The 22,140-nt window shown below is 35.0% G+C and carries 19 protein-coding genes; 17 read left to right on the forward strand and 2 right to left on the reverse strand.

The window, feature by feature from the left end; all coding sequences use genetic code 11:
• Nucleotides 1–44: 44 nt before the first annotated feature.
• The gene (locus JI747_RS12830) at nt 45–929 is read right to left on the reverse strand and encodes an AraC family transcriptional regulator (RefSeq protein ID WP_225689290.1); all 885 of its coding nucleotides are present in this window, start codon (nt 927–929) and stop codon (nt 45–47) included.
• A 449-nt stretch (nt 930–1,378) separates the two neighbouring features.
• Here JI747_RS12830 and purB point away from each other — a divergent pair, with 449 nt between their 5' ends.
• The 7 genes from purB (at nt 1,379) to JI747_RS12865 (ending at nt 9,721) form a co-directional block, all read left to right on the forward strand.
• Complete coding sequence (gene purB, locus JI747_RS12835; protein ID WP_225689291.1) at nt 1,379–2,806, forward strand: adenylosuccinate lyase; 1,428 nt, start codon at nt 1,379–1,381, stop codon at nt 2,804–2,806.
• Nucleotides 2,807–2,866: 60 nt separating this feature from the next.
• Nucleotides 2,867–3,829 (forward strand): WG repeat-containing protein, encoded by a 963-nt coding sequence (locus JI747_RS12840; RefSeq protein ID WP_225689292.1) that lies wholly within the window; start codon nt 2,867–2,869, stop codon nt 3,827–3,829.
• Nucleotides 3,830–3,860: 31 nt separating this feature from the next.
• Entirely contained in the window at nt 3,861–7,556 is a 3,696-nt protein-coding gene (locus JI747_RS12845; RefSeq protein WP_225689293.1) for a phosphoribosylformylglycinamidine synthase, read from the forward strand.
• A gap of 165 nt (nt 7,557–7,721) precedes the next feature.
• Nucleotides 7,722–8,105: a ribonuclease inhibitor gene (locus JI747_RS12850; RefSeq protein ID WP_225689294.1), complete on the forward strand. Its 384-nt coding sequence runs from the start codon at nt 7,722–7,724 to the stop codon at nt 8,103–8,105.
• A gap of 76 nt (nt 8,106–8,181) precedes the next feature.
• Complete coding sequence (locus JI747_RS12855) at nt 8,182–8,808, forward strand: SGNH/GDSL hydrolase family protein (protein ID WP_225689295.1); 627 nt, start codon at nt 8,182–8,184, stop codon at nt 8,806–8,808.
• Nucleotides 8,808–9,140: a gamma-glutamylcyclotransferase family protein gene (locus JI747_RS12860; RefSeq protein WP_225689296.1), complete on the forward strand. Its 333-nt coding sequence runs from the start codon at nt 8,808–8,810 to the stop codon at nt 9,138–9,140. Before JI747_RS12855 ends, JI747_RS12860 begins: the two co-directional genes overlap by 1 nt.
• Nucleotides 9,141–9,262: 122 nt before the next feature.
• The gene (locus tag JI747_RS12865) at nt 9,263–9,721 is read left to right on the forward strand and encodes a GyrI-like domain-containing protein (RefSeq protein WP_225689297.1); all 459 of its coding nucleotides are present in this window, start codon (nt 9,263–9,265) and stop codon (nt 9,719–9,721) included.
• 26 nt (nt 9,722–9,747) lie between these two features.
• On the opposite strand, the gene JI747_RS12870 is transcribed toward JI747_RS12865, so the two are convergent.
• Nucleotides 9,748–10,104, reverse strand: a complete 357-nt coding sequence (locus JI747_RS12870) for a diacylglycerol kinase family protein (protein WP_225689298.1) — start codon at nt 10,102–10,104, stop codon at nt 9,748–9,750.
• 77 nt (nt 10,105–10,181) lie between these two features.
• On the opposite strand from JI747_RS12870, the gene JI747_RS12875 reads away from it, so the two are divergent.
• From JI747_RS12875 to JI747_RS12920, 10 genes are all read left to right on the forward strand, one after another.
• Nucleotides 10,182–10,793: a hypothetical protein gene (locus tag JI747_RS12875; protein ID WP_225689299.1), complete on the forward strand. Its 612-nt coding sequence runs from the start codon at nt 10,182–10,184 to the stop codon at nt 10,791–10,793.
• Between the two features lie 83 nt (nt 10,794–10,876).
• The gene (gene dnaN / locus JI747_RS12880; protein ID WP_225689300.1) at nt 10,877–12,007 is read left to right on the forward strand and encodes a DNA polymerase III subunit beta; all 1,131 of its coding nucleotides are present in this window, start codon (nt 10,877–10,879) and stop codon (nt 12,005–12,007) included.
• Between the two features lie 197 nt (nt 12,008–12,204).
• Nucleotides 12,205–13,509: a TolC family protein gene (locus JI747_RS12885; protein ID WP_225689301.1), complete on the forward strand. Its 1,305-nt coding sequence runs from the start codon at nt 12,205–12,207 to the stop codon at nt 13,507–13,509.
• Nucleotides 13,510–13,539: 30 nt separating this feature from the next.
• A complete protein-coding gene (locus JI747_RS12890) occupies nt 13,540–14,799 on the forward strand; it encodes an efflux RND transporter periplasmic adaptor subunit (protein ID WP_225689302.1) in 1,260 nt (419 codons plus the stop codon).
• Nucleotides 14,800–14,880: 81 nt separating this feature from the next.
• Entirely contained in the window at nt 14,881–15,618 is a 738-nt protein-coding gene (locus JI747_RS12895; protein WP_225689303.1) for an ABC transporter ATP-binding protein, read from the forward strand.
• Between the two features lie 169 nt (nt 15,619–15,787).
• Entirely contained in the window at nt 15,788–17,005 is a 1,218-nt protein-coding gene (locus JI747_RS12900; RefSeq protein WP_225689304.1) for an ABC transporter permease, read from the forward strand.
• Nucleotides 17,006–17,212: 207 nt separating this feature from the next.
• Nucleotides 17,213–18,244, forward strand: a complete 1,032-nt coding sequence (locus JI747_RS12905; RefSeq protein ID WP_225689305.1) for a sensor histidine kinase — start codon at nt 17,213–17,215, stop codon at nt 18,242–18,244.
• A gap of 2 nt (nt 18,245–18,246) precedes the next feature.
• Entirely contained in the window at nt 18,247–18,969 is a 723-nt protein-coding gene (locus JI747_RS12910; protein ID WP_225689306.1) for a LytR/AlgR family response regulator transcription factor, read from the forward strand.
• Between the two features lie 161 nt (nt 18,970–19,130).
• Nucleotides 19,131–21,533: a phenylalanine--tRNA ligase subunit beta gene (gene pheT / locus JI747_RS12915; protein ID WP_225689307.1), complete on the forward strand. Its 2,403-nt coding sequence runs from the start codon at nt 19,131–19,133 to the stop codon at nt 21,531–21,533.
• Between the two features lie 142 nt (nt 21,534–21,675).
• On the forward strand, nt 21,676–22,080 hold the full coding sequence (locus tag JI747_RS12920) for an META domain-containing protein (RefSeq protein ID WP_225689308.1): 405 nt from the start codon (nt 21,676–21,678) through the stop codon (nt 22,078–22,080).
• The last annotated feature ends 60 nt before the right edge of the window (nt 22,081–22,140 follow it).

Consider the following 22,140-nt stretch of genomic DNA (forward strand, 5'->3'; position numbering starts at 1 on the left):
ACAAAAGTAGATAAGCCAAAACAAGACATGTTATACAAACAGGACTACGCGTTATACATTTGCGCCAATTCCTGCTGAAGTTCGGTAGGAGTTTCTTTCAGTTTTGCCTTTACAAATTTATTGAGAGCAGAAGGAGAATTGAAACCTAAGTCAAAGGCGATTTCCTTATGAGAAAGGTCGGAAAACATCAACTGACGTTTTATTTCCATTAAAATTCGATTGTGAATGGCCTGAATTGCAGTCTCTCCACAATGCTTTTTGGTAATTGAATTTAATTTTTTTGGAGTAATTGCTAATTCTTCCGCGTAATACTGAACTGTGCGATATTCCTTGTAATGTTCATTCAGTAATTTTTTGAACTGGACATAAACTGGTTTATCAGTCGTTTCTTTATGTAAAATGGGATGTAAACCATGAACAGATTCAATTAAACCTAACAAAAATATTTTGATTAGAAATCTAGCCTGTTCTTTCTTTATAAGACTTGGCTTCTGATAAATTCCCTGGATGAGGTGAATTGAATGTAGACTTTGCTCAAAATCTTCTTTCGAAAGAATGGTACAGTTGAGTTGTGTTGAAAGATTGACATTATAAGTACTCAGCTCATTTTTAAGAATATCGGAACAGAATAATATTTCTTCAAACAGAATGATTTTCCCCTGTAAATCTTGACTTAGATCTGAAATGAAATGAACCTGTTCCGGAAATACAACGGAAATTTTTCCAGCCTTCAAATAATTAATTTTATCTTCAATATGAAGCTGTAATGTTCCGTTTTCAATAACAATAATTAAAAAATGATCTTTTTTGTGTGGTTTAAAATAATCTCTCAGATTCTCTTCCGTCAAATCAAAAACCCGAAAAGACAGATTTTTATCTTCCTCTTTTTGAATGTTCTTTTTAATTTCTAATTTCTTCAGACTGCCCATTTCATTATTGTTTTAAAACGAAGCAACAAATTTATGATAAAACATTTTCAGTTTGCAAGATTTAGAACCTGTTTAAATTTAATAATTGTATGATTCTATGATTTTAAAACGCAAAATTTTAATTCCACTTTATCCATTATTTTTAGGAAGCAAAGACACATGATATTTACTTCGCGAAGCTTGAAAACGCAGCTTCATCAAATCAACTTGTTGATTCTTCATTGCTCACTTTATAATAATCAGTCTTTAAGTAAAATCTTTGCGTCAAAAAATGAATGAAGATTCTTTTTAATTAATCAAATTTAAACAGGCTCTTATAATAATGAATTTTTCAAGATCTCATTGATGCTTTTAATATAAAAATTACTGCAATTTGTGTTTAAAAAAAGCATTTTTCTCTCTCGTTTAAAAACCGTATTTTTGCATCATCTAAAAAGTAAAAGAAAAGAATGAATTCCTACAAAAATCCTTTGGAAGAACGCTATTCAAGCGAAGAAATGTTGTTTAACTTTTCTCACAACAATAAATTCCAGAACTGGAGAAAGCTTTGGATTGCCCTTGCTGAAATCGAAAAAGACCTTGGACTTGACATCACAGACGAGCAAATCGCTGAGTTGAAAGCTAATGCTGAAAACATCGATTACGATAAAGCAGCTGAGTATGAAAAAAAATTCCGTCATGATGTAATGGCTCACGTTCATGCGTATGGTGATGTGGCGCCTTCAGCAAAAGGAATTATTCACTTGGGAGCAACTTCAGCATTTGTAGGAGATAATACAGACTTAATTCAAATCCGTGACGGACTTTTGATCTTAAAGAAAAAGTTGGTGAACGTGATGAAAAATCTTTCGGATTTTGCAATTCAGTATAAAGACCTTCCAACGTTAGGATTCACCCATTTCCAACCAGCTCAGTTAACGACTGTTGGAAAAAGAGCTACACTTTGGTTACAAAGCTTGGTTCTTGACATCGAGGAGCTTGATTTCTTCTTAGAAACATTGAGATTCAGAGGAGTGAAAGGAACTACGGGAACTGCTGCAAGTTTCCTGGAACTTTTCAACGGAGATTATTCTAAAGTAAAACACTTAGATAAAGAACTTTCAAAAAGATTCGGTTTCGAAAAAGTGTTCGGAGTTTCCGGACAGACTTATGACAGAAAAATCGATGCTAAAGTGGTTGCTTTATTAGGAAATATCGCACAATCTGCACATAAATTCACAAACGATTTACGTTTACTTCAAAATCTTAAGGAAATTGAAGAACCATTCGAGAAAAACCAGATCGGTTCATCGGCTATGGCTTACAAACGTAATCCAATGAGAAGCGAAAGAATCGGAGCACTAGCAAAATATGTAATGTCTTTGACGACAAGTTCTGCAATGGTGGCTTCAACACAATGGTTCGAAAGAACATTGGATGATTCTGCAAACAAGAGGTTAACAATTCCACAAGCGTTTTTAGCAGTTGATGCCATTCTATTGATTTGGAATAATATCATGAATGGAATTGTAGTATATCCGAACAGAATCAACAAGCATATTATGGAAGAGCTTCCTTTCATGGCGACAGAATACATCATCATGGAAGAAGTAAAAGCTGGTGGTGACCGTCAGGAAATTCACGAGGTAATCAGAGTTCATTCTATGGAAGCGTCTAAAAAGGTAAAAGAAGAAGGAAAAGAAAACGACCTTATCGAAAGAATCCTGAATGACGATTCATTAAAACTAGATAAATCAAAATTAAAAGAAGTTCTTGATCCTAAAAACTTCATCGGTTTTGCACCAATACAGACGGAAGAATTCATTGCCAATGAAGTTCAGCCGATCATTGATCAAAACAAAGACTTAATAGGATTAGAGGCTGATCTTAAAGTATAATATAAAGTATGCAGTCTTTTCGGGCTGCATATTTTATTTTTAACCAAACCAAACTGATTTATGAAAAAAATACTTGTAGCCATTTTATTAATGCCGATGCTTTCTTTTTCTCAGGAAAAGGAAGTTTTAAAGTATTTTAAATCAAAAGATTCGTTGGTTGGAGTTAAAAATCAAAACGGGAAAATCATTGTTCCTGCACAGTTTAAAGTTTTTTCAGATTTGAAAGACGGAGAATTGGTAAAAGGAGAAACTATCTATTTTGATGGTTTTAAAAACGATGAAAAACCTGAGGAAAATGAATGGGGCTATGTCTACGACAGAAAAGGAAATTTCCTGTATAAACCTTTCTTTTACGACAACGGAGCAGACTATTTCTCTGAAGGCGCAAGAAGGTTTGTTAAAAACGGAAAAGTTGGTTTTGTAGACAGAAACGGAACGGTTATCATTAAACCAGAACATGATTTTGTATCGCCTTTTAATTACGGGTATGCCGCCTTTTGTGACGGTTGCGATTGGGAAAAGACCCAAGACGAACATAAAGCAATCGTTGGCGGAACTTGGGGGGTGATGAATTTCAAAGGAGAAATTGTAAAACCTGTTTCAAAATCAGAAAATACTGTTGAAGTTGACGGGAAATATTTTCCGAATCCATTTAAATACAATGAAAAAGAGAAGAATATTCTTCAGTTTTTCGAAAAACAAAATAAAAAGCTTTCAGAATTATACTATGTAAACCATTTTACGAAGTTGTCTGAAAATGAAAAGAAATTATTCTTTGAAATCATAGAAAGGCCAAAAGAAAACTTCCCGTTTTATCAGATCAATACCTATGATTATAGGAAATTGGAAGCAGGATTATCATATGAATTCAAATTTTTAGCATCACAAGATGGTAAAACGATCTATGCAATGGATTTTGAAAATGGAAAAATTCTTTTTGAAAAGTGGTTGGAAGCTCAAATCGTAGAAGCTGAAAATTTTCAAAAAGAGCATCCGGATCATCCGAATAAATTAAGTAAATAAAGTCTAATAATATTTAAATATCTGACATCTAATGTCTAATAACAAAAGAATTTTCGTAGAAAAAAGAGGAATTTTCGATGTTGAAAGTCCAAAAATTTTTGATGAAGTAAAAGCGGTGGTGCCGTCTATCCAAAGCGTAAAAGTGTATAACGTTTACGATATTTTTGGTTTAAACGATGGTGAATTCGAAAAAGTAGTAAACAGTACTTTCGTAGATCCGGTTACTGATATTTTAATCGAAGAAAATCCTGCACAAGGAATTTATTTCGCTTTAGAATTTTTACCGGGGCAGTACGACCAACGTGCAGATTCTGCTCAACAATGTATTGCTTTATTGACTGAAAATGAAAAGTCTAAAGTAAGAAGTGGTAAATTGATCGAATTTGAAGGAGTTTCCGAATCTGATTTAGCAAAAATCAAAGACTTGTTAATCAATAAAGTAGAATCTCAGGAGAAAGATTTAAGTATTTTAAATATTCCTGCAGAAGAAACACCATCAAAAGTAATTGTTCACGAAAACTTTATCAATTTTGATGATGCTCAGCTTGAAGAGTTCTTTAATAATCATGGTTTTGCATTAGGTTTAGACGATTTGAAATTCATTCAGGAGTATTTTAAAACGGAGAACAGAAACCCTACGGAAACTGAGCTTAAAGTTTTAGACACGTATTGGAGTGACCACTGTCGTCACACAACGTTTGAAACAGAATTATCAAACATTGAATTTGAAGGACAGTTCAAACATACATTGGAAACTATTTTCAATGATTATATCGAAAAAAGAAAATTTTTAGGACGTGAATTGAAACCTATCTCTTTGATGGATCTGGCGACAGTTTGCGGAAGATATTTCCATAAAACAGGCAATTTGGAGAACTTGGTGGTTTCTGACGAAATCAACGCTTGTACGATCCAAATCGAAGCTGAATATGACGGTGAAAAAGAACCTTGGTATTTATTATTCAAAAACGAAACACACAATCATCCAACGGAAATCGAACCTTTCGGAGGAGCTTCAACATGTTTAGGAGGAGCGATCAGAGATCCTTTGTCCGGACGTTCTTTCGTTTTCCAGGCAATGAGATTAACGGGTGCTGCTGATGTGTTGGAATCTGTTGATAAAACATTACCGGGTAAATTACCTCAAAAAACGATCACAAAACAGGCGGCGAACGGATATTCTTCTTACGGTAATCAAATCGGTTTGGCAACTACAATGGTTTCTGAAATCTACGATGAAGGTTATAAAGCAAAAAGAATGGAAGTTGGTTTCGTTGCCGGAGCCGTTCCTGTAGATTGGGTAAGACGTGAAAAACCTGAAGCTGGTGATTCTATCATCATTTTAGGTGGTGCAACTGGTCGTGACGGAGTTGGAGGAGCGAGCGGAAGTTCAAAAGAACAGGACGAAACTTCTATTCACACGATGAGTTCTGAAGTTCAGAAGGGAAATGCCGTTGAAGAAAGAAAAATCCAGAGATTATTCAGAAATCCTGAAGTGACGAGATTAATTAAAAAATCAAACGACTTCGGAGCTGGAGGTGTTTCTGTAGCAATTGGTGAAATTGCCGATTCTCTAGAAGTAAACCTTGATGTTTTACCTTTAAAATACGAAGGTCTGAACGGAACGGAACTGGCTATTTCCGAATCTCAGGAAAGAATGGCAGTTGTGGTTGAACCAAAAGATAAAGAACAGTTCATTAAATTCTGTGAAGCTGAAAATATTGTGGCTGTTGAAGTGGCGAAAGTGACGGATTCAGGAAGAATGCAGATGTTCTGGAAAGGCGATAAAATTGTTGACCTTTCAAGAGAATTCCTAGATACGAACGGTTGTTCAAAAAGTCAGGAAGTTAAAATTACTCACCTTAATGAAGTAAAAGAAGAAACTCCTTCATTTAATGAAGAGAACTTCCTGAAAATTTTAGGAGATAAAAATGTGGCTTCTCAAAAAGGATTGTTGGAAATGTTTGACTCTTCTATCGGTGCGACTACGGTTGCAATGCCTTTAGGTGGAAAATACCAGCAGACTTTGATGGAAGGAAGTGTTCAGACATTACCGATCATCGGAGCAAAAGATATTGAAACCGTTTCTTTGGCAAGTTGGGGATTCGATGCAGAGATTTCTAAACAGAACTCTTTGTTGGGAGCTTCTTATGCTGTAGTTGAAAGTGTGGCGAAAATCGTTGCGATGGGTGGCGATTACAAAAATATCAGATTTAGTTTCCAGGAGTATTTTGAGAAATTAGGTCAGAATCCTGAAAAATGGGGAAAACCTTTAGCTTCTTTGTTGGGAGCTTACGATGCTCAGATTAACTTTGGATTGGCTGCCATCGGAGGAAAAGATTCAATGAGTGGAACGTACCAAGATCTGAATGTTCCGCCAACATTGATTTCTTTTGCTTGTGCCAACGGAGAAAAGAAAAATATTATCTCTCCTGAATTTAAGAAGGCAGGAAATAAAGTTTATTTCTTCAATCACACTGCTCAGGAAAACGGACTTCCGAATTATGATGCTTTAAAAGCTGTTTTTGAATTTATTTTCGAAAATATTAAAGCCGGAAAAATCGTTTCTGTAAAAACAGTTAAAGAAGGAGGAGTTGCAGTGGCTTTAGCAAAAATGAGCTTCGGAAACAGATTAGGTGCTGAAATTACAGTTGTTGAAAATGCTTTACTAGCTAAAAATATCGGTAGCTTAATCATCGAATCTAAAGAAGAATTAAGCTCTGTAAACCTTCAATTAATTGGAGAAGTTAAAGATTCAAATAGTATTAAAATTAATGAGGCTGAATTCGCGATTGAAAAGTTGTTATCAGCAAATACAAACACTTTTGAGAATCTTTTCCCAACGATTGAAAAAGAAAAAATCACGGTTGAAATCGATGAAAAATTAAACTCGATCAACCCAAGAAATATTATCATCAAAAAGCATGGAATCGCTCAGCCAAAAGTATTTGCACCGGTTTTCCCGGGAACAAACTGTGAATATGACACGTTGAATGCTTTCGCAAAAGAGGGAGCTGCAATCAGCAGTTTACCTTTAATCAACATCAATCACCAATTGTTGGATGAAAGTATTGATGCTTGGGTAGAAGAAATCAAAACTTCTCAGATTTTAGCATTCTCAGGAGGTTTCTCTGCAGGTGATGAGCCGGATGGTTCTGCAAAATTCATTGTAAACGTTTTAAAGAACGAGAAGATGAGAAATGCAGTTCACGAATTATTGGATAGAGATGGTATGATCATCGGTATCTGTAACGGTTTCCAGGCTTTGGTTAAATCTGGATTATTACCTTACGGAAGAATCAAAGATTTGGATGAAAATTCTCCAACGTTGGCTCACAACGCGATAAGAAGACATATTTCTCAGATGGTGAATGTAAGAGTAGTGAATGACGAATCGCCTTGGTTAAAAGGAATGAAGGGGCAGGTGTTCACCATTCCGATTTCTCATGGTGAAGGTCGTTTTATGGCTTCGGAAGCAGAGATTCAGAAGCTGTATGAAAACGGACAGATTGCAACGCAGTACTTAGATTTAGAAGGAAATATTGCTCACGGAATGCCGTTTAATCCAAATAATTCATTGTTCGGAATTGAAGGAATCACCAGTCCGGACGGTAAAATATTCGGTAGGATGGGACATCCGGAACGTTTTGCAGAAGGATTGCTGAAAAACATTCCAACCGCGAATTACCACAATATATTCAAAAACGGAGTAGAATACTTCAAATAAAAATAGTAAACCTCATAGATTCCTTATTCTATGAGGTTTTTTTAGGACTATCATTTATACATCTTAAGTAAATTAAATACAATTTCAATAAAAAACGGATTTGAGTGTTATAACATTCGGGTCCGTTTTTGCTATTTTATAATGATTAGTAAACAATAATTAAAGATGGAACATGAAAAAATAAATAAAAAAATAACTGTTATCGATGGTAGTCATTTTTCTGATTTAAAAGGTTTCTACGAGGAATTTTCTCAGCTTTTTATGAAAGATGAGGATTGGAAAGTCGGAACTTTGGATGGTTTTGACGATATTTTATATGGAGTGGAAACAGATATTACCTGGAAAAATTCGCAAAAATCAAAAGAAGATTTAGGATTTGATGTAACCAAAGAATTTTACGAAAATAAAATAAAGCAGGGAAAACCTTTTAATGTTAAATTGATTCAACAAAAACTGGATGAACTGATTGAGGGAAACGGACCAACTTTATTTGAAATTTTAATTGAAATTATAGAATCACACAAAAATATTACACTAATTTTGGACTAGGTTAAGCATTAAGTATTTAAGATTTTAAGACTGATTAATGGTTCAAAGTTTACAAATAAAAATATTGAAAAAGTAAATGAAAAAAATGAGGTATGGCTTGTTCTTCGGTGACAGCATCACTTACGGAGAATATGATGGAGTTTTTGGCGGTTGGGTCGATATTCTGAAAAGATATGCTTTACAGAAATATAATGAAGGAAGTCATGAATTCATTCTTTTCAATCTCGGAATTGGGGGAGAAACCACGGATGGTTTAGTGAAAAGAATTTCTAATGAGATGGAAGCAAGAAATGCTGTAGAAGGAAATGTGGTTTTCATTAGTTACGGAGCAAATGATTTGGCGATTAAAGAAGGTGTCCAAATGGTAAATCCGAAAAATTTTAAAACGAATGTTTTGAAAGCAGTTGAAGAAGCTAAAAAATATTCTGAGAATATTTATCTGGTAAGTATTCTTCCTTTTTCTAAAAACGTAGATGGAGTGGTTGTCGCTTCAGGAAAACTGAGAACGAACGATGAGGTTCTTATTTACAATGAAGTTATAAAAAATATAGCGGCCGAAAATTCATTGCATTATATTGATTTTCATTCCGCTTTTTTACATGATAAAGAAATATTACTTTCTGCAGATGGTGTGCATCCCAATGAAAAAGGGTACGGAATGATGGCTGAAATTGCAATTCCAATTATTGAAAAATATTTATAATGACTAATTTATTTTCTTACGGAACTTTGCAGAAAGAGCAGGTTCAGATTGAAACTTTCGGACGGGTTTTAAAAGGAGAAAAAGATATTCTGACAGGATATAAACTTGAAATGCTGGAAATCACCGACCCTGAAGTGTTAAGAAAAAGCAATCAGAAATACCATCCGATTTTGGTCTTTTCCGGAAATACAGAAGATGAGGTAGAAGGTGTTTTGTTTGAAGTTACGGAGGAAGAAATTCTACAAGCTGATGAATATGAAGTGGATGATTATCAAAGAATAGAAACGGTTTTTAAATCCGGAAAATCAGGATTTATTTACGTTGGAAAATAGACAATTTCATTATTTAATGTTCATACATATTCTGTTCAAGGAGGAATTTAAAATAGTCATTGTATTCCTGACAACTAGTTGTCACTGCATGTCTTTATCTTTGTTCTACAAAAAAATAAGAAATGGAAAATGTTAAAATAGAACCTTTCAAAGTAATCGGTATCTCGGTAAGAACGACTAATGAAAACGAGCAAGCAGGAAAAGATATTCCGGTACTATGGGAGAAACTGATGAATGAAAATATTTTGAGTAATATTCCGAATACAATTGATAACACCATTTATTCAATATATACGGATTATGAGAAAGATCATACAAAGCCTTATACAACAGTTCTGGGCTGTAAAGTAGAAAGCCTGGATTTTATTCCGGAGGGAATGGTCGGTTATTCCTTTGATGGCGGAAAATATGTGAAATTTACAGCAACAGGAGACCTGTCAAAAAATTTAGTTATTAATGAATGGTTGAAAATTTGGAAGATGGATGTTGGGAGAATTTTTACGGCGGATTTTGAAATTTATGGAGAAAAAGCTCAAAATCCTACCGATGCGGAAGTTGATATTTTAATTGCGGTAAAGTAAGCGTGTAGAATGAATCTTGTAGATATTTAATTAAAAACATATTTCCAATAGACTAAAATTCCTGCAATTACAGACACGATCGCCATTAAAATCACTGCGCCTGCTGCAATATCTTTAATAAACCCAATTCTTCTGTCAAATTCAGGGTGTACAATATCGCAGATTTTTTCAATGGCTGTATTGAAGATCTCGGCTATTAAAACACCAAAAGAGACAATTAAAATTAAAATGGTATCTATCGAAGAAAGTTTTAAATAGAAAATCAAAGAGAGATTAATAAAAAAAGCCAAAAGCTCGATCTGAAAATTTCGTTCACTTTTTATCATCAAAAAAATACCTCGGAAAGCGTTAAAAAAACTTTTATGAATAGGAGGCTTTCGCATGATATTTTTTTACAAATATAGAATAAGTACTTTGAAATTACTATGCGAATCAATTATCTTTGAAAAAAATAACAATAATGAAGAAAAATCTATTGATCGGTATATTTGTTTCTGTTTCAGCTTTTGCCTTTTCTCAAGAATATAAACAAAAATTTTCCCGCGAAGTTTGTGAATGCATAAAAAATATTGATGCAACAAACAAAACGAAAAAAGAGATGAGTACGCAGTTTGGCTTATGTGCTTTCAAACATGCGGCATCTTATAAAAATGAGCTTAAAAGAGATTTTGGAATTGATCTTGTTGCGGATATCTCTAACGAAAAAAAGATGGAAAATTTTGGAGTACAGGTGGGAATGATGATGGTGACCGAATGTCCTGATGTTTTTTCAAAAGTAATGGGTGATGACGAAAATGATGGTGACGCAGAATCTTCTCAACTGCTTATTAGCGGAACTGTTTCAAAAATTGAAAAAGATAATTTTTTAGTATTTCATGTGGTGGGAGACAATAAAAACTTAACCAAATTTTATTGGGTCTCAACCATAGAATCCAATCTTGATTTGCCTAAAGAATACAATGGTCTGGTAAATAAAAAAGTGAATATTAGCTACTATACAACGGAGATTTTTGATGCAAAAATCAACGATTATAAAAACTTAAACATAATTTCAAGTTTGAAAACAGATTAACGATGGATGTTAATAACTCTCATAATTATTCTTTTCTATCTGTTTTCTATTTATTATATTTGTAGAAACTTATTTTTAAATCTATGAAATTTATTATTTCAAGTGGTGAACTGCAGAAGGCGTTACAAACTGTAAGTGGTGTAATATCAAGCTCTCAATCGAGACCTATTTTAGAAAACTATCTTCTTGAACTAGACGGAAACAACGTTACCATTACAGCATCTGATGGCGAGACTACTCTTGTAACTTCTCTTGAAGTGAAGTCTGATGATACAGGGAAATTTGCTGTTCCGGCTAAAATTTTTCAGGATTTTATTAAGACATACGGAGAGCAGCCACTTACCTTAGCGGTGAAGGATAATGCGGAAGGAACGGGAAGTCAGCTTGAGATTTTAGATGAGAAAGACAATTTCGCAGTAGCATTAGATAATGCAGATGACTATCCTGAATTACCTGAATTTGACGCTTCCCAAAGTGTTACAATGTCTGCAGGAGTTTTGTCTGAAGCATTAACCAATACCCTTTTTGCAACAAGTAACGACTCTCTTCGTCCGGTAATGACAGGAGTATTGTTCCAGTTTGGAGAAAACGAAACCAACTTCGTTTCTACCGATTCTCACAGATTGGTTGTGTACAAAAGAACAGACTTAATGAATGCCGAGCCAATGGAATTCATTATGCCTAAAAAACCTTTGAATATTTTCAAAAATATCTTAGCAAGTTCAAACGAAGATGTGACTATCGATTTCAATGAGAACATGGCTAAATTTACGTTTGGTAAGCATATCTGGATCTGTAGACTGATCGATGGGAAATATCCTAACTATACGGCGGTAATTCCTAAGGAAAACCCGAATGTATTAACGATTAACAGAAACTTATTGTTGGGAGCAATCAAAAGAGCTTCTATCATGTCAAACAAATCTACCAATCAGGTAAGATTCAAGCTTTCTGCAAACATTCTTCACCTTCATGCAGAAGATACAGAATATGCAAACAAAGCAGATATGCAGATTCCTTGTGATTACAACGGGGAAGATATCAACATCGGATTTAGCTCTAAATTCTTAACAGAAATGTTGACAATTCTAGGGTCAGACGATATCACCATGAAAATGTCTCAACCTAACAGACCGGGAATCATCGAGCCGCTTGATGGTCTTGAAGACAACGAAAACATCTTAATGTTATCAATGCCGGTAATCGGATTGTAATAATATTTAAAAAAATAGATAAAAAAGAGATTGATTTTTTCAGTCTCTTTTTTTTGTTTTTATATCCTTTCAAAGACTTTTGTAATACTTTCTTATCGTAAAAAACGGCTGTTCTTCTATACAATTCTACCGTTTGTCTATTACATTTGATATTGGTTTCATGATTGAGCAATTTTGTTTTGTAAAACAGACAGACAATGAAACAGTATCTTATTATAGCACTCTTTACCAGCATCTTTGCGCCTGCTCAAAAAATATGGACGCTTCAGGATTGTCTTAATTATGCAGTAGAAAATAACATCACTGTTAAAAAAACAGTTTTAAATAAAACAACTGCTCAAATCAATTATCAGCAACAAAAAAACAATAAACTGCCGACTATTTATGGTTCCTCTTCTTTGGGACTGACTAATGGATCGAGTATAGACCCTATTACCAGTAGTTTTGTCAACCAGAATATTCTTTCAAACAGTTTCGGGATTTCAGCCAATGCGGTTTTGTATCAGGGGAATAAATTGAACCTTCAGATTGAGCAAAATAAAATACTGGCAGATCAGTCAGAATTGTACCAGAAACAAGCCGAAAATAATATTGTTCTGAATGTTCTGAATGCTTATCTACAGGCTTTGTATTACTATGAAGGGATAGAAATTGCAAACAATACGGTAAGTTCTTCAGCTCAGGAATTGAAACTCACACAGACAAAATATAAAAACGGGGCTATTTCAAAATTAGAACTGGCAGATGTAGAAACTCAAAATGCTCAGAATCAATATACGGTGGTGAGTAGTCAGAATCTTTATAACCAGCAGGTTTTAAAACTGAAACAGTTGCTAGAATTAGATCCAAGTGTTGATTTTCAGATTGAAAAAGTGGAGATGAACGATTTGATGGATGAAATTCCTGAAAAACAGCAGGTATATGCATTAGCAACAGAAAATCTTCCGGATCTGAAAATTTATGATGCCCAAGGTGAAATTCTTAACAAAAGTCTTAAAATTACAAAAACAGGGTATTTACCAACACTTTCTGCAACAGCAGGCTTGAATACAGGATTTACAAGTACACAGGATTACAGCTATTTTAATCAGGTTAAAAATAACTTTAACAAATCTGTTGGACTGTCTCTGAATATTCCGATTTTCTCAAAAAAACAAAATGAGACCAATGTGCAGCTTGCAAAAATAAATATTGAACAGAATAATCTGGACAAAATAAGCGCTGGAAAAACATTGTATTCCAATATAGAAACGGCTTGGCAAAATGCAGTTGCCAATCAGGCTCAGCAGAAATCGTCAAAAGTAGCGAGAGATAATGCGAAACTTGCGTACGATTTAGCTAATAAGAAATTTGAATTCGGAGGATTGACAACCACTGAACTTGCGGTAAGCAGAAATACGTATCTCACAAATGAACAGACGTACATTCAGTCAAAATATATGGCGGTTTTGTACACGCAGCTTCTGAACTTTTACCAAGGTAAAACATTGACGACAAACTAAAATAAAAATAACGGAACAAAATATAAAGCTATGAATCCGAAATATAAAAAATACTTTAAAAACTCAATTATTACGCTTGTTGCAGTTGTTGCGATCTTCTTTATCTATCAATATTTTACTCAGAAAAAAGATGCGAACATCTCAATACAGACCGTAAAGATGAGTAAACAAAATATCACTACATCTGTTACAGCAACGGGAACGGTAGAGCCGGTAGATAAGATAGAAGTAGGGACGCAGGTTTCAGGGATCATTAATCATATTTATGTTGATTACAATTCTCAGGTAAAAAAAGGACAACTGTTGGCAGAACTGGACAAAACCAACCTGCAGGAGTCTGTGAACAATGCATTGGCTCAATATGAAGCCGCTTTGAATGAACTTAATTACTATCAGCAGAATTATAACCGTCAAAATAATATGTTCAGATCAGGAGTCATCAGCAAGGCAGATTATGAACAGGCCGCTTATCAGGTGAAAAATTCTCAACAGACTGTAAGCCAAAGAAAAACGGCATTAGCACAGGCAAGAACAAATTTAAGTTATGCGAATATTTATGCGCCTATTGACGGGATTGTTTTAAGCCGTGAAGTAGAAGAAGGACAGACGGTTGCAGCAAGTATGACGACACCTACGCTTTTCTCTATTGCAAAAGATATCACCAAAATGCAGGTTGAAGCCAATGTAGATGAAGCAGATATAGGTGACGTGAAAGTGGGACAGCGAGTGAGTTTTACGGTAGATGCTTATCCTCAGGAAGAATTTAACGGAAAAGTTCGTCAGGTGAGATTAGCGGCGACTACAGAATCGAATGTAGTGACCTATACCATAATTATCGATGCAGATAACTCTGAACAGAAATTGAAACCCGGCCTTACTGCAACAGTTACCATTTTTACACAGGAATTAAAGAATATTAATAGTGTTCCGGCGGCAGCAATTAGCTTTAGTCCAGAGACAGAAGTCTTACAGAAATACTATTTGCAAAATCAGTTGACAAGTAAGATTCCTGAAGCGAAAACAGGAAAAAATAAAGAGAAATATATCTGGATAAAAAATAAAGACAATAGCCTTTCCCAGAAGCAAATTACAATAGGAATCAGTGATGGGATTAATATTCAGGTTAGTAATGGCTTAGCGGGTAGTGAAGAAATTGTAACCGCTTTGGATGAACAGCAGGAAGCAGTGGCAAAATCAGGATCAGAAAGCAGTCCTTTCATGCCTAAAAGACCGAATAACAACAATAAAAAATCAAGCTCAAGCCAAAGTCCGACTCCTCCCGGAAACTAAAAAGAAGGAGCATTAAAATTAATCAGCAATAAAAAAGTTTAAACCTTTTGGATTTGACTTATAATCTAAAATCAAAGCAGCATGAAACCCATTATCCATATAGAAAATTTGAAGCGCGAATTCAGAATGGGAGACGAAATTGTTCACGCCTTAAAAGGAATCAATCTTACCATAAATGAAGGTGAATTTGTAACCATAATGGGAACCAGTGGTTCTGGTAAATCTACCTTTCTGAATGTTTTAGGATGTTTAGATCAGCCGACCTCAGGAACGTACGAGCTGGATGGCGTTTTGGTAAAAGAGCTTAATAAGAACCAACTGGCAGAAATTAGAAATAAAAAAATCGGATTCATCTTCCAATCCTACAATTTATTGGCAAGAACAAGTGCGCTGGAAAATGTAGAATTGCCATTATTGTATAACCCTAAAGTTTCAGCAGAAGAAAGGAGAGAGCGTGCTGTAAAAGCGCTGAAACAGGTTGGGTTGGAAAGCAGAATTCATCATGTTCCCAGCCAGCTTTCCGGAGGACAGCAGCAGAGGGTCGCTATTGCAAGAGCGTTAGTCAATCGTCCTGTCATTTTATTGGCAGATGAAGCAACCGGAAACTTAGATACCAGAACTTCTTATGAAGTCATGAATCTTTTTCAGGAATTAAATGATCAGGGAATTACTATAGGATTTGTAACCCATGAAAATGACATTGCAAAATTCAGTAAAAGAACGGTGGTTTTGAAAGATGGAAATATTACTGAAGACCGATTGGTGCCCCAAAGATTATACGCTTCGGAAGAGTTGGCAAAACTCCCACCGGCAGAATAGTTAGAGAATTTTTTGTTCTAATATATAATTAGTTTGGTGTGTTTTAATGAAGACGGATTACATGCAGTAATGTTTGCAGACCGGCAATGAAGCCGGATTGAAAAGAAAGAATGACGAAGAAATGAAGAAGGCGGTCTGCAAATGTTTTTTTAATTAAAAAAAGAAAAAAATGAACTTTTTAAACTTACTTAAAATAGCCTGGAAAGCAATCTTACTTAATAAAACCAGAGCAATGCTTACCATGCTCGGAATTATTATAGGAGTAGCCTCTGTTATTGCGATGTTGGCAATAGGAGAAGGATCCAAAGAAAGTATCAAAAAAAATATTTCCAGTATGGGAGCCAATCTGATTACAGTGCGTCCCGGAGCAGGAATGATGGGTGGTGTGCGTTCAGATCCTTCCGCAATGCAAACGCTGACTTTAGCAGATTACAACGCCTTAAAAAAGCAGGTGAAACTCATTAAAAATATTTCGCCTTTGGTAAATGGTAGCGGACAGAGTATAGCAGGTTCCAACAACTGGCCGACTTCAATCTACGGAGTGTCTCCAGAATATTTGAAAATCCGTGACTGGGGAGTAGAAGAAGGTTCTATGTTTACAGAAGATGATATTGAAACATACGGGAAAGTTGCAATAATCGGAAAAACCGTTCAGGAAAATCTTTTCCCGAATGAAAACCCGATCGGAAAAATGATCCGTTTTAAAAATATTCCGTTTAAAGTGATCGGGGTTTTAAAAGAAAAAGGAGAAAATACCTTTGGGCAGGATCAGGATGATATCATTATTGCGCCTTATACGGCGGTTCAGAAAAGAATTTTGGCTCAGACCTATTTGCAATCTATTGTAGCGTCCTCTTTAAATGAAGAAAATTCCGAAGCGGCAGTCAATGAAATAAAAGCCGTGATGGAAAATCAGCATAAGATAAAACCTGAAGCAGACAATGATTTCAACGTTTCTTCCCAGCAGGAACTTATCTCTACATTTAGCTCTACCAGTGAAATGTTAACCGTACTTTTAGTGGCTATTGCAAGCATTTCTCTAGTGGTAGGAGGAATCGGAATTATGAATATCATGTATGTTTCCGTAAAAGAAAGAACCAAAGAAATAGGCTTGAGAATGGCGATCGGAGCAAAAGGAAATGACATCTTAATGCAGTTTCTCATAGAGTCGGTGCTGATCAGCATTACAGGCGGAATTTTAGGCGTAATGATTGGCCTGGTCGCAACTTTCTGTGTAAAACAATTTGCAGGATGGCCCGTAAGTATTACCATGAGTTCTATCATTATTTCTTTTGCAGTTTGTACAATTACAGGAGTCTTTTTCGGATGGTATCCTGCAAGAAAAGCGGCTCAGGCAGATCCTATCAATGCACTGAGATACGAATAAATGAAAAATTTAATTCTAAAATTATAAGAAAAATGCTGGAAAAAATTTTAAATTCACTAATCCGAAAATTTCATAAATCCGGAATTTTCAACGGACTGAATAAATTTAAGTTTTGATTGAGAAGAAAATCATCTTATAGAAAACATTTGTTTTTAAAGAATTAATGCAGGTTTCGCAACATATATATAACTGAAGCAACAATAAACAATGATTACCTTAAAAAATAAAAAACTGGAAGTCAGCATTCACTTATTGATCTGGCTGGTTCTTTTCTTCCTTCCTGCGGCTTTTTCGCTGGGCTCAGATGGAAACTGGCTGGAGCTTTTCAAGCATTTTTGGTTGCAGTTGATTTTTCTGGCGGTTATTTTTTATATCAATTATCTGGTATTGATCAATTGGCTTTATACCAATAAAAAGTTAGGTTTTGTCTTAATAAATATTGGACTTATTATTGCGCTGATCATTTTTAAACACCAGATTTTTGACTGGATAGAATCACCAAGACCAAAAGGGGGAGGAGGAGGAAGACGACCGCCGGAAGGATTCATTTACTTCATGGATTTTATGATCTATATGATTCCCGTTGCTTTTTCAATTGCAATAAGTTCCGGACAGAAAATGAAACAGGCAGAAGAAATCAAGCGTGAAGCAGATAATATCAAATTGAAATCAGAATTGCAGCATTTAAAATATCAGTTGCAACCGCATTTTTTCTTTAACGCTTTAAACAACATCTATTCCTTGATTGATTTTGCACCGGAAAAAGCAAAGCACAGCATTCACAGTCTAGGCAAACTGATGAGACACCTTCTGTACAAAACTGACGTAGAAAAAATAAGATTGTTTGATGAGATCGACTTTTTGAACAAATATATTGAGCTGATGACGCTCAGACTCAACGATAATACCAAAGTATTGACAAGCTTTCCGAAGATGATCCCAAATCTTGAGATCGCTCCCTTACTTTTCATTTCTATAGTAGAAAATGCCTTTAAACATGGGGTTTCGGCAACGCAGCATTCAGATATCAGCTTTAAAATGGAAATTGTGGATGACGAAATTCATTTTACCGCTTCCAACTCTAATTTCCCAAAAACAGAAATGGATAAAAGCGGTTCTGGGATTGGGGTTGAAAATCTCAAAAAAAGATTAAGTTTGCTGTATCCCGAAAAATATGAATTCCATTCCCATCTCAATAACGGAATGTATATTGCAGAAATGAAACTGAAAACAAAATAAAAATGAGAAAAATTACCTGCTTGATTGCCGATGATGAACCTATGGCTTTGAGTCTCATAGAAAGCTATGTCCTGAAAACTCCTTTTCTGGAACTGAAAGCAAAATGCAACAGCGCAATCGAAGCCATGCAGGTATGTGAAGATGAAAAAGACATTGATCTTTTCTTTCTGGATATTCAGATGCCCGAACTTTCAGGCTTGGAATTCTCAAAATTGTTACCTGCAACAAGCAAAGTGATTTTTACAACTGCATTCGATCAATACGCGATCGACGGTTATAAAGTGAGTGCCTTAGATTATCTTTTAAAGCCATTTGACTATAATGAATTTCTGAATGCTGCCCAAAAAGCAAGAAACTATTTTGAAACTGTTCCTGCTGCTGAGCAAAAAACAGAGAAAAAACAAAACTTTATTTTCGTAAAATCAGAATACAGACAGGTTAAAATTGAGTTTTCAGAAGTATTGTACATTGAAGGATTGAAAGACTATGTGAAAATATATCTTAAAGATAATCCTAAACCTGTTTTAACACTGATGAGCCTGAAAAAGCTTGAAGAAGAATTGCCTTCCGATGACTTCATGCGCGTTCACAGATCATACATTATTGCTTTAAGTAAAATAGAAGCCATTGAGAGAAACCACATCGTTATCGGAAATCAGCAGATCGTCATTGCTCCAAACTACAAGAAAACATTAATGGATTATATAGAGGGTAAAAGTCTATAAAAAAACTTTGAACCCTTCTTTCTATTGACGAAATCTATGGTTTAGTGAAAAATAAAAAGTGAAATATTTGCTTTAAAGTTACTTCTAAATTTCTCTATCTCTCAAAAAATGACGACATTTGTACACGCAAAAATTCATTTAAAAATTTTCAAAATAGAGCAATGAAGATATCAAATAACTGGCTGAAAGACTATATTAAAACGGAAATCAAACCTGAAAGAATAGGAGAGTTCCTTACCGATATAGGTCTTGAGGTTGAAGGAATTGAAAAATTTGAAAGTGTAAAAGGCAGCTTGGAAGGGATTGTTGTGGGTAAGGTTTTAACTTGCGAAAAACATCCTAATGCAGATAAACTGAAGAAAACTACGGTAGAAGTAGGAAAAGGAAAAGTTTTGAACATTGTCTGCGGGGCTCCGAACGTGGAAGCCGGACAAACCGTTCCTGTAGCAGTTGTCGGAACTAAAATCTATGATAAAACCGGAAACTTTTTTGAAATAAAAGAAGCAAAAATCAGAGGAGAAGTTTCTCAGGGAATGATTTGTGCAGAAGATGAATTGGGACTGAGCGAAGATCACGGAGGAATCATGGTATTAGATCCGGAAAAATATGAAGTAGGTAAAAATTTCGCTGATTATTTTGAACTGACCAACGATGAGGTTTTTGAAATTGGTTTAACGCCAAACAGAACCGATGCCATGTCTCATTATGGTGTGGCAAGAGATTTATACGCTTTCCTTTCTACCAATCAGTTAAAAGCTACTTTTGAAAAAGTTTCTTCAGTAGTACTGAATAACGAAGGTTCTCACGATTTCAAATTGGAAGTTGAAGATACTGAATTGTGCCCAAGATACATCGGAGCGGTAATTGAAGACGTAAAAGTTACAGACTCTCCGGCTTGGTTAAAAGACAGATTAAAAGCAATAGGATTGAGTCCAATCAATAATGTTGTAGATATTACAAACTATATTCTTCATGGGTACGGTCAGCCGCTTCACGCTTTTGATGCAGATAAGATTGCAGACAAAAAAGTGAAAGTAGGAACTGTAAAAGAAGGAACAAAATTCACAACTTTAGACGGTGTTGAAAGAACATTGAACGGTTCTGAAATCATCATTAAAGACGGAAAAGACAATCCAATGTGTATTGCCGGAGTTTTCGGTGGTGCCAATTCAGGAGTTTCTTCAGAAACAAAAACGATTTTCTTGGAAAGTGCTTATTTCAACCCGGTTGCGGTAAGAAAAGGAGCTAAATTCCACGGATTGAATACCGATGCTTCTTTCAGATTTGAAAGAGGAGTAGATCCGAATATTACTAGAACTGCCATTACTCATGCCATTAAATTAATTTCAGAATTGGCAGAAGGTAAATTAGTAGGAGAATTATTGGAGGAATATCCGAAGAAAATAGAAGACAGCTATGTGATTATCAGATTCTCTAAAATCGAACAGATTTTAGGAACAAAAATTCACAGAGAAAAAGTAAAAGAAATTTTAAAATCGCTGGAAATTCAGGTTTTGAATGAAATTCAGAATGGCTTGGAAATCTCTGTTCCTGCTTACAGAGCAGATGTAACGAGAGAGATCGACGTTATTGAAGAGATTTTAAGAATCTACGGTTACAACAAAATTGATGCTCCACAAAAGATTTCATTTACTCCTGTAAAGCTGAGTGCAAACGATCAGGATGAGTTGGAAAACAACTGGGCAAGAACTTTACAAAGCTTAGGTTTCAATGAAGTAATGAACAACTCGTTAACTTCTGTAAAAGATGAAACGGATGCTGTGAAGTTATTGAATCCTTTGAGCGGTGATTTGGCATTCATGAGAAAATCTTTGTTAGAAGGTCTTCTTCAGAATGCAATCTACAATATCAACAGAAAAAATCAGGACATCAAGTTTTTTGAGTTCGGAAAAATCTATCATAAAAAAGATAAATATACTGAGAGAAAGCAGCTGGCTATTTTAGTTTCAGGAAGAGAAGTTGCTGAAAACTGGTTACAGCCAAAATCTGCAACAAGTTTTTATAACTTAAAAGCGTATGTAAAAGTTCTTTTGGAAAGACTGGCAATTGATTATAAAGAAGTTGCTTTATCAGATGACAGGTTCTCTGATGCTTTAGCTTATGAAGTAGATGGAAAAGTATTAGTAAGAATCGGAAAAGTTTCTGCTCAGCAATTGAAAGATTTCGATATCGATCAGGAATGTTTCTATGCAGAAGTTGAATTGGAATTTGCTCAGGAATTACGTTCTAAAAATGAGCTGAAATTCAAGGATATTCCTAAATTCAATAAGATCAGAAGAGATTTGGCATTGCTGATCGATAAGAGCGTAAACTATGAAGATCTTTACCAGACTGCCAAAAAGAATAAGTCTCCTTACATTAAAAATATTAATTTATTTGACGTATATGAAGGGAAAAACCTTCCGGAAGGTAAAAAGTCTTACGCTATGAGTTTTGAGCTTTTAAACGAAGAAAAAACGTTGGAAGAAAAAGAAATTGCAGCAGTAATGGAATCTTTGGTTAAATCTTTCCAGAAAGAATTCAATGCTGAATTGAGAGGATAATGATCAGGAAATCAAAAATAATACAGAACGGGCTTTTAAAGCCCGTTTTTTGTTGGAAGAACTGTTAAAAAAATATAATTGTTTTAGACAACTTTGTAAATAATATAATTTCCGTAAATTTGGGTTAAATCAAAAGAATACAATGAAAAACCTTTTTTTAAGCATATGCACAGCAGCAGTTTTGGTATCGTGCGGAACAACGGCTTCTTCATCAAAAGCCGGAAAAGCACAGCCTTCTATTGCCAATACAAAATGGACTTTAGCGGATAATGTGAAAGGGCAGACTCCTACATTGAATGTAGAAGGGGCAAAAATCAACGGAAATTCTGGGTGTAACAGATATTTCGGAGCTGTAACTATGGAGACTGCTTCTGGAAAGTTCGAGGCTTCACAAATGGGATCTACCAAGATGGCTTGTGACAATATGAGCGTGGAAAAAAACTTCCTGGATATGGTACAGAAGGCAAACAGATATGTTGTTTCCGGAAGTACATTAGAATTGTATCAGGACAATCTTTTATTGCTTAAATTCAATAAAGCAGAATAATCAGCAAAGAATATATAAAAATAAAAGGAACTCTATTGAGTTCCTTTTTATGTTTTAATA

Origin of the sequence: Chryseobacterium tagetis (assembly GCF_016735585.2) — a bacterium.
Lineage (GTDB): Bacteria > Bacteroidota > Bacteroidia > Flavobacteriales > Weeksellaceae > Chryseobacterium > Chryseobacterium tagetis.

Coding starts and splice junctions, on each gene's coding strand:
- JI747_RS12830 (WP_225689290.1), bottom strand. CDS start 929: ATGGGCAGTCTGAAGAAATTAGAAATTAAAAAGAACATTCAAAAAGAG.
- purB (WP_225689291.1), top strand. CDS start 1,379: ATGAATTCCTACAAAAATCCTTTGGAAGAACGCTATTCAAGCGAAGAA.
- JI747_RS12840 (WP_225689292.1), top strand. CDS start 2,867: ATGAAAAAAATACTTGTAGCCATTTTATTAATGCCGATGCTTTCTTTT.
- JI747_RS12845 (WP_225689293.1), top strand. CDS start 3,861: ATGTCTAATAACAAAAGAATTTTCGTAGAAAAAAGAGGAATTTTCGAT.
- JI747_RS12850 (WP_225689294.1), top strand. CDS start 7,722: ATGGAACATGAAAAAATAAATAAAAAAATAACTGTTATCGATGGTAGT.
- JI747_RS12855 (WP_225689295.1), top strand. CDS start 8,182: ATGAAAAAAATGAGGTATGGCTTGTTCTTCGGTGACAGCATCACTTAC.
- JI747_RS12860 (WP_225689296.1), top strand. CDS start 8,808: ATGACTAATTTATTTTCTTACGGAACTTTGCAGAAAGAGCAGGTTCAG.
- JI747_RS12865 (WP_225689297.1), top strand. CDS start 9,263: ATGGAAAATGTTAAAATAGAACCTTTCAAAGTAATCGGTATCTCGGTA.
- JI747_RS12870 (WP_225689298.1), bottom strand. CDS start 10,104: ATGCGAAAGCCTCCTATTCATAAAAGTTTTTTTAACGCTTTCCGAGGT.
- JI747_RS12875 (WP_225689299.1), top strand. CDS start 10,182: ATGAAGAAAAATCTATTGATCGGTATATTTGTTTCTGTTTCAGCTTTT.
- dnaN (WP_225689300.1), top strand. CDS start 10,877: ATGAAATTTATTATTTCAAGTGGTGAACTGCAGAAGGCGTTACAAACT.
- JI747_RS12885 (WP_225689301.1), top strand. CDS start 12,205: ATGAAACAGTATCTTATTATAGCACTCTTTACCAGCATCTTTGCGCCT.
- JI747_RS12890 (WP_225689302.1), top strand. CDS start 13,540: ATGAATCCGAAATATAAAAAATACTTTAAAAACTCAATTATTACGCTT.
- JI747_RS12895 (WP_225689303.1), top strand. CDS start 14,881: ATGAAACCCATTATCCATATAGAAAATTTGAAGCGCGAATTCAGAATG.
- JI747_RS12900 (WP_225689304.1), top strand. CDS start 15,788: ATGAACTTTTTAAACTTACTTAAAATAGCCTGGAAAGCAATCTTACTT.
- JI747_RS12905 (WP_225689305.1), top strand. CDS start 17,213: ATGATTACCTTAAAAAATAAAAAACTGGAAGTCAGCATTCACTTATTG.
- JI747_RS12910 (WP_225689306.1), top strand. CDS start 18,247: ATGAGAAAAATTACCTGCTTGATTGCCGATGATGAACCTATGGCTTTG.
- pheT (WP_225689307.1), top strand. CDS start 19,131: ATGAAGATATCAAATAACTGGCTGAAAGACTATATTAAAACGGAAATC.
- JI747_RS12920 (WP_225689308.1), top strand. CDS start 21,676: ATGAAAAACCTTTTTTTAAGCATATGCACAGCAGCAGTTTTGGTATCG.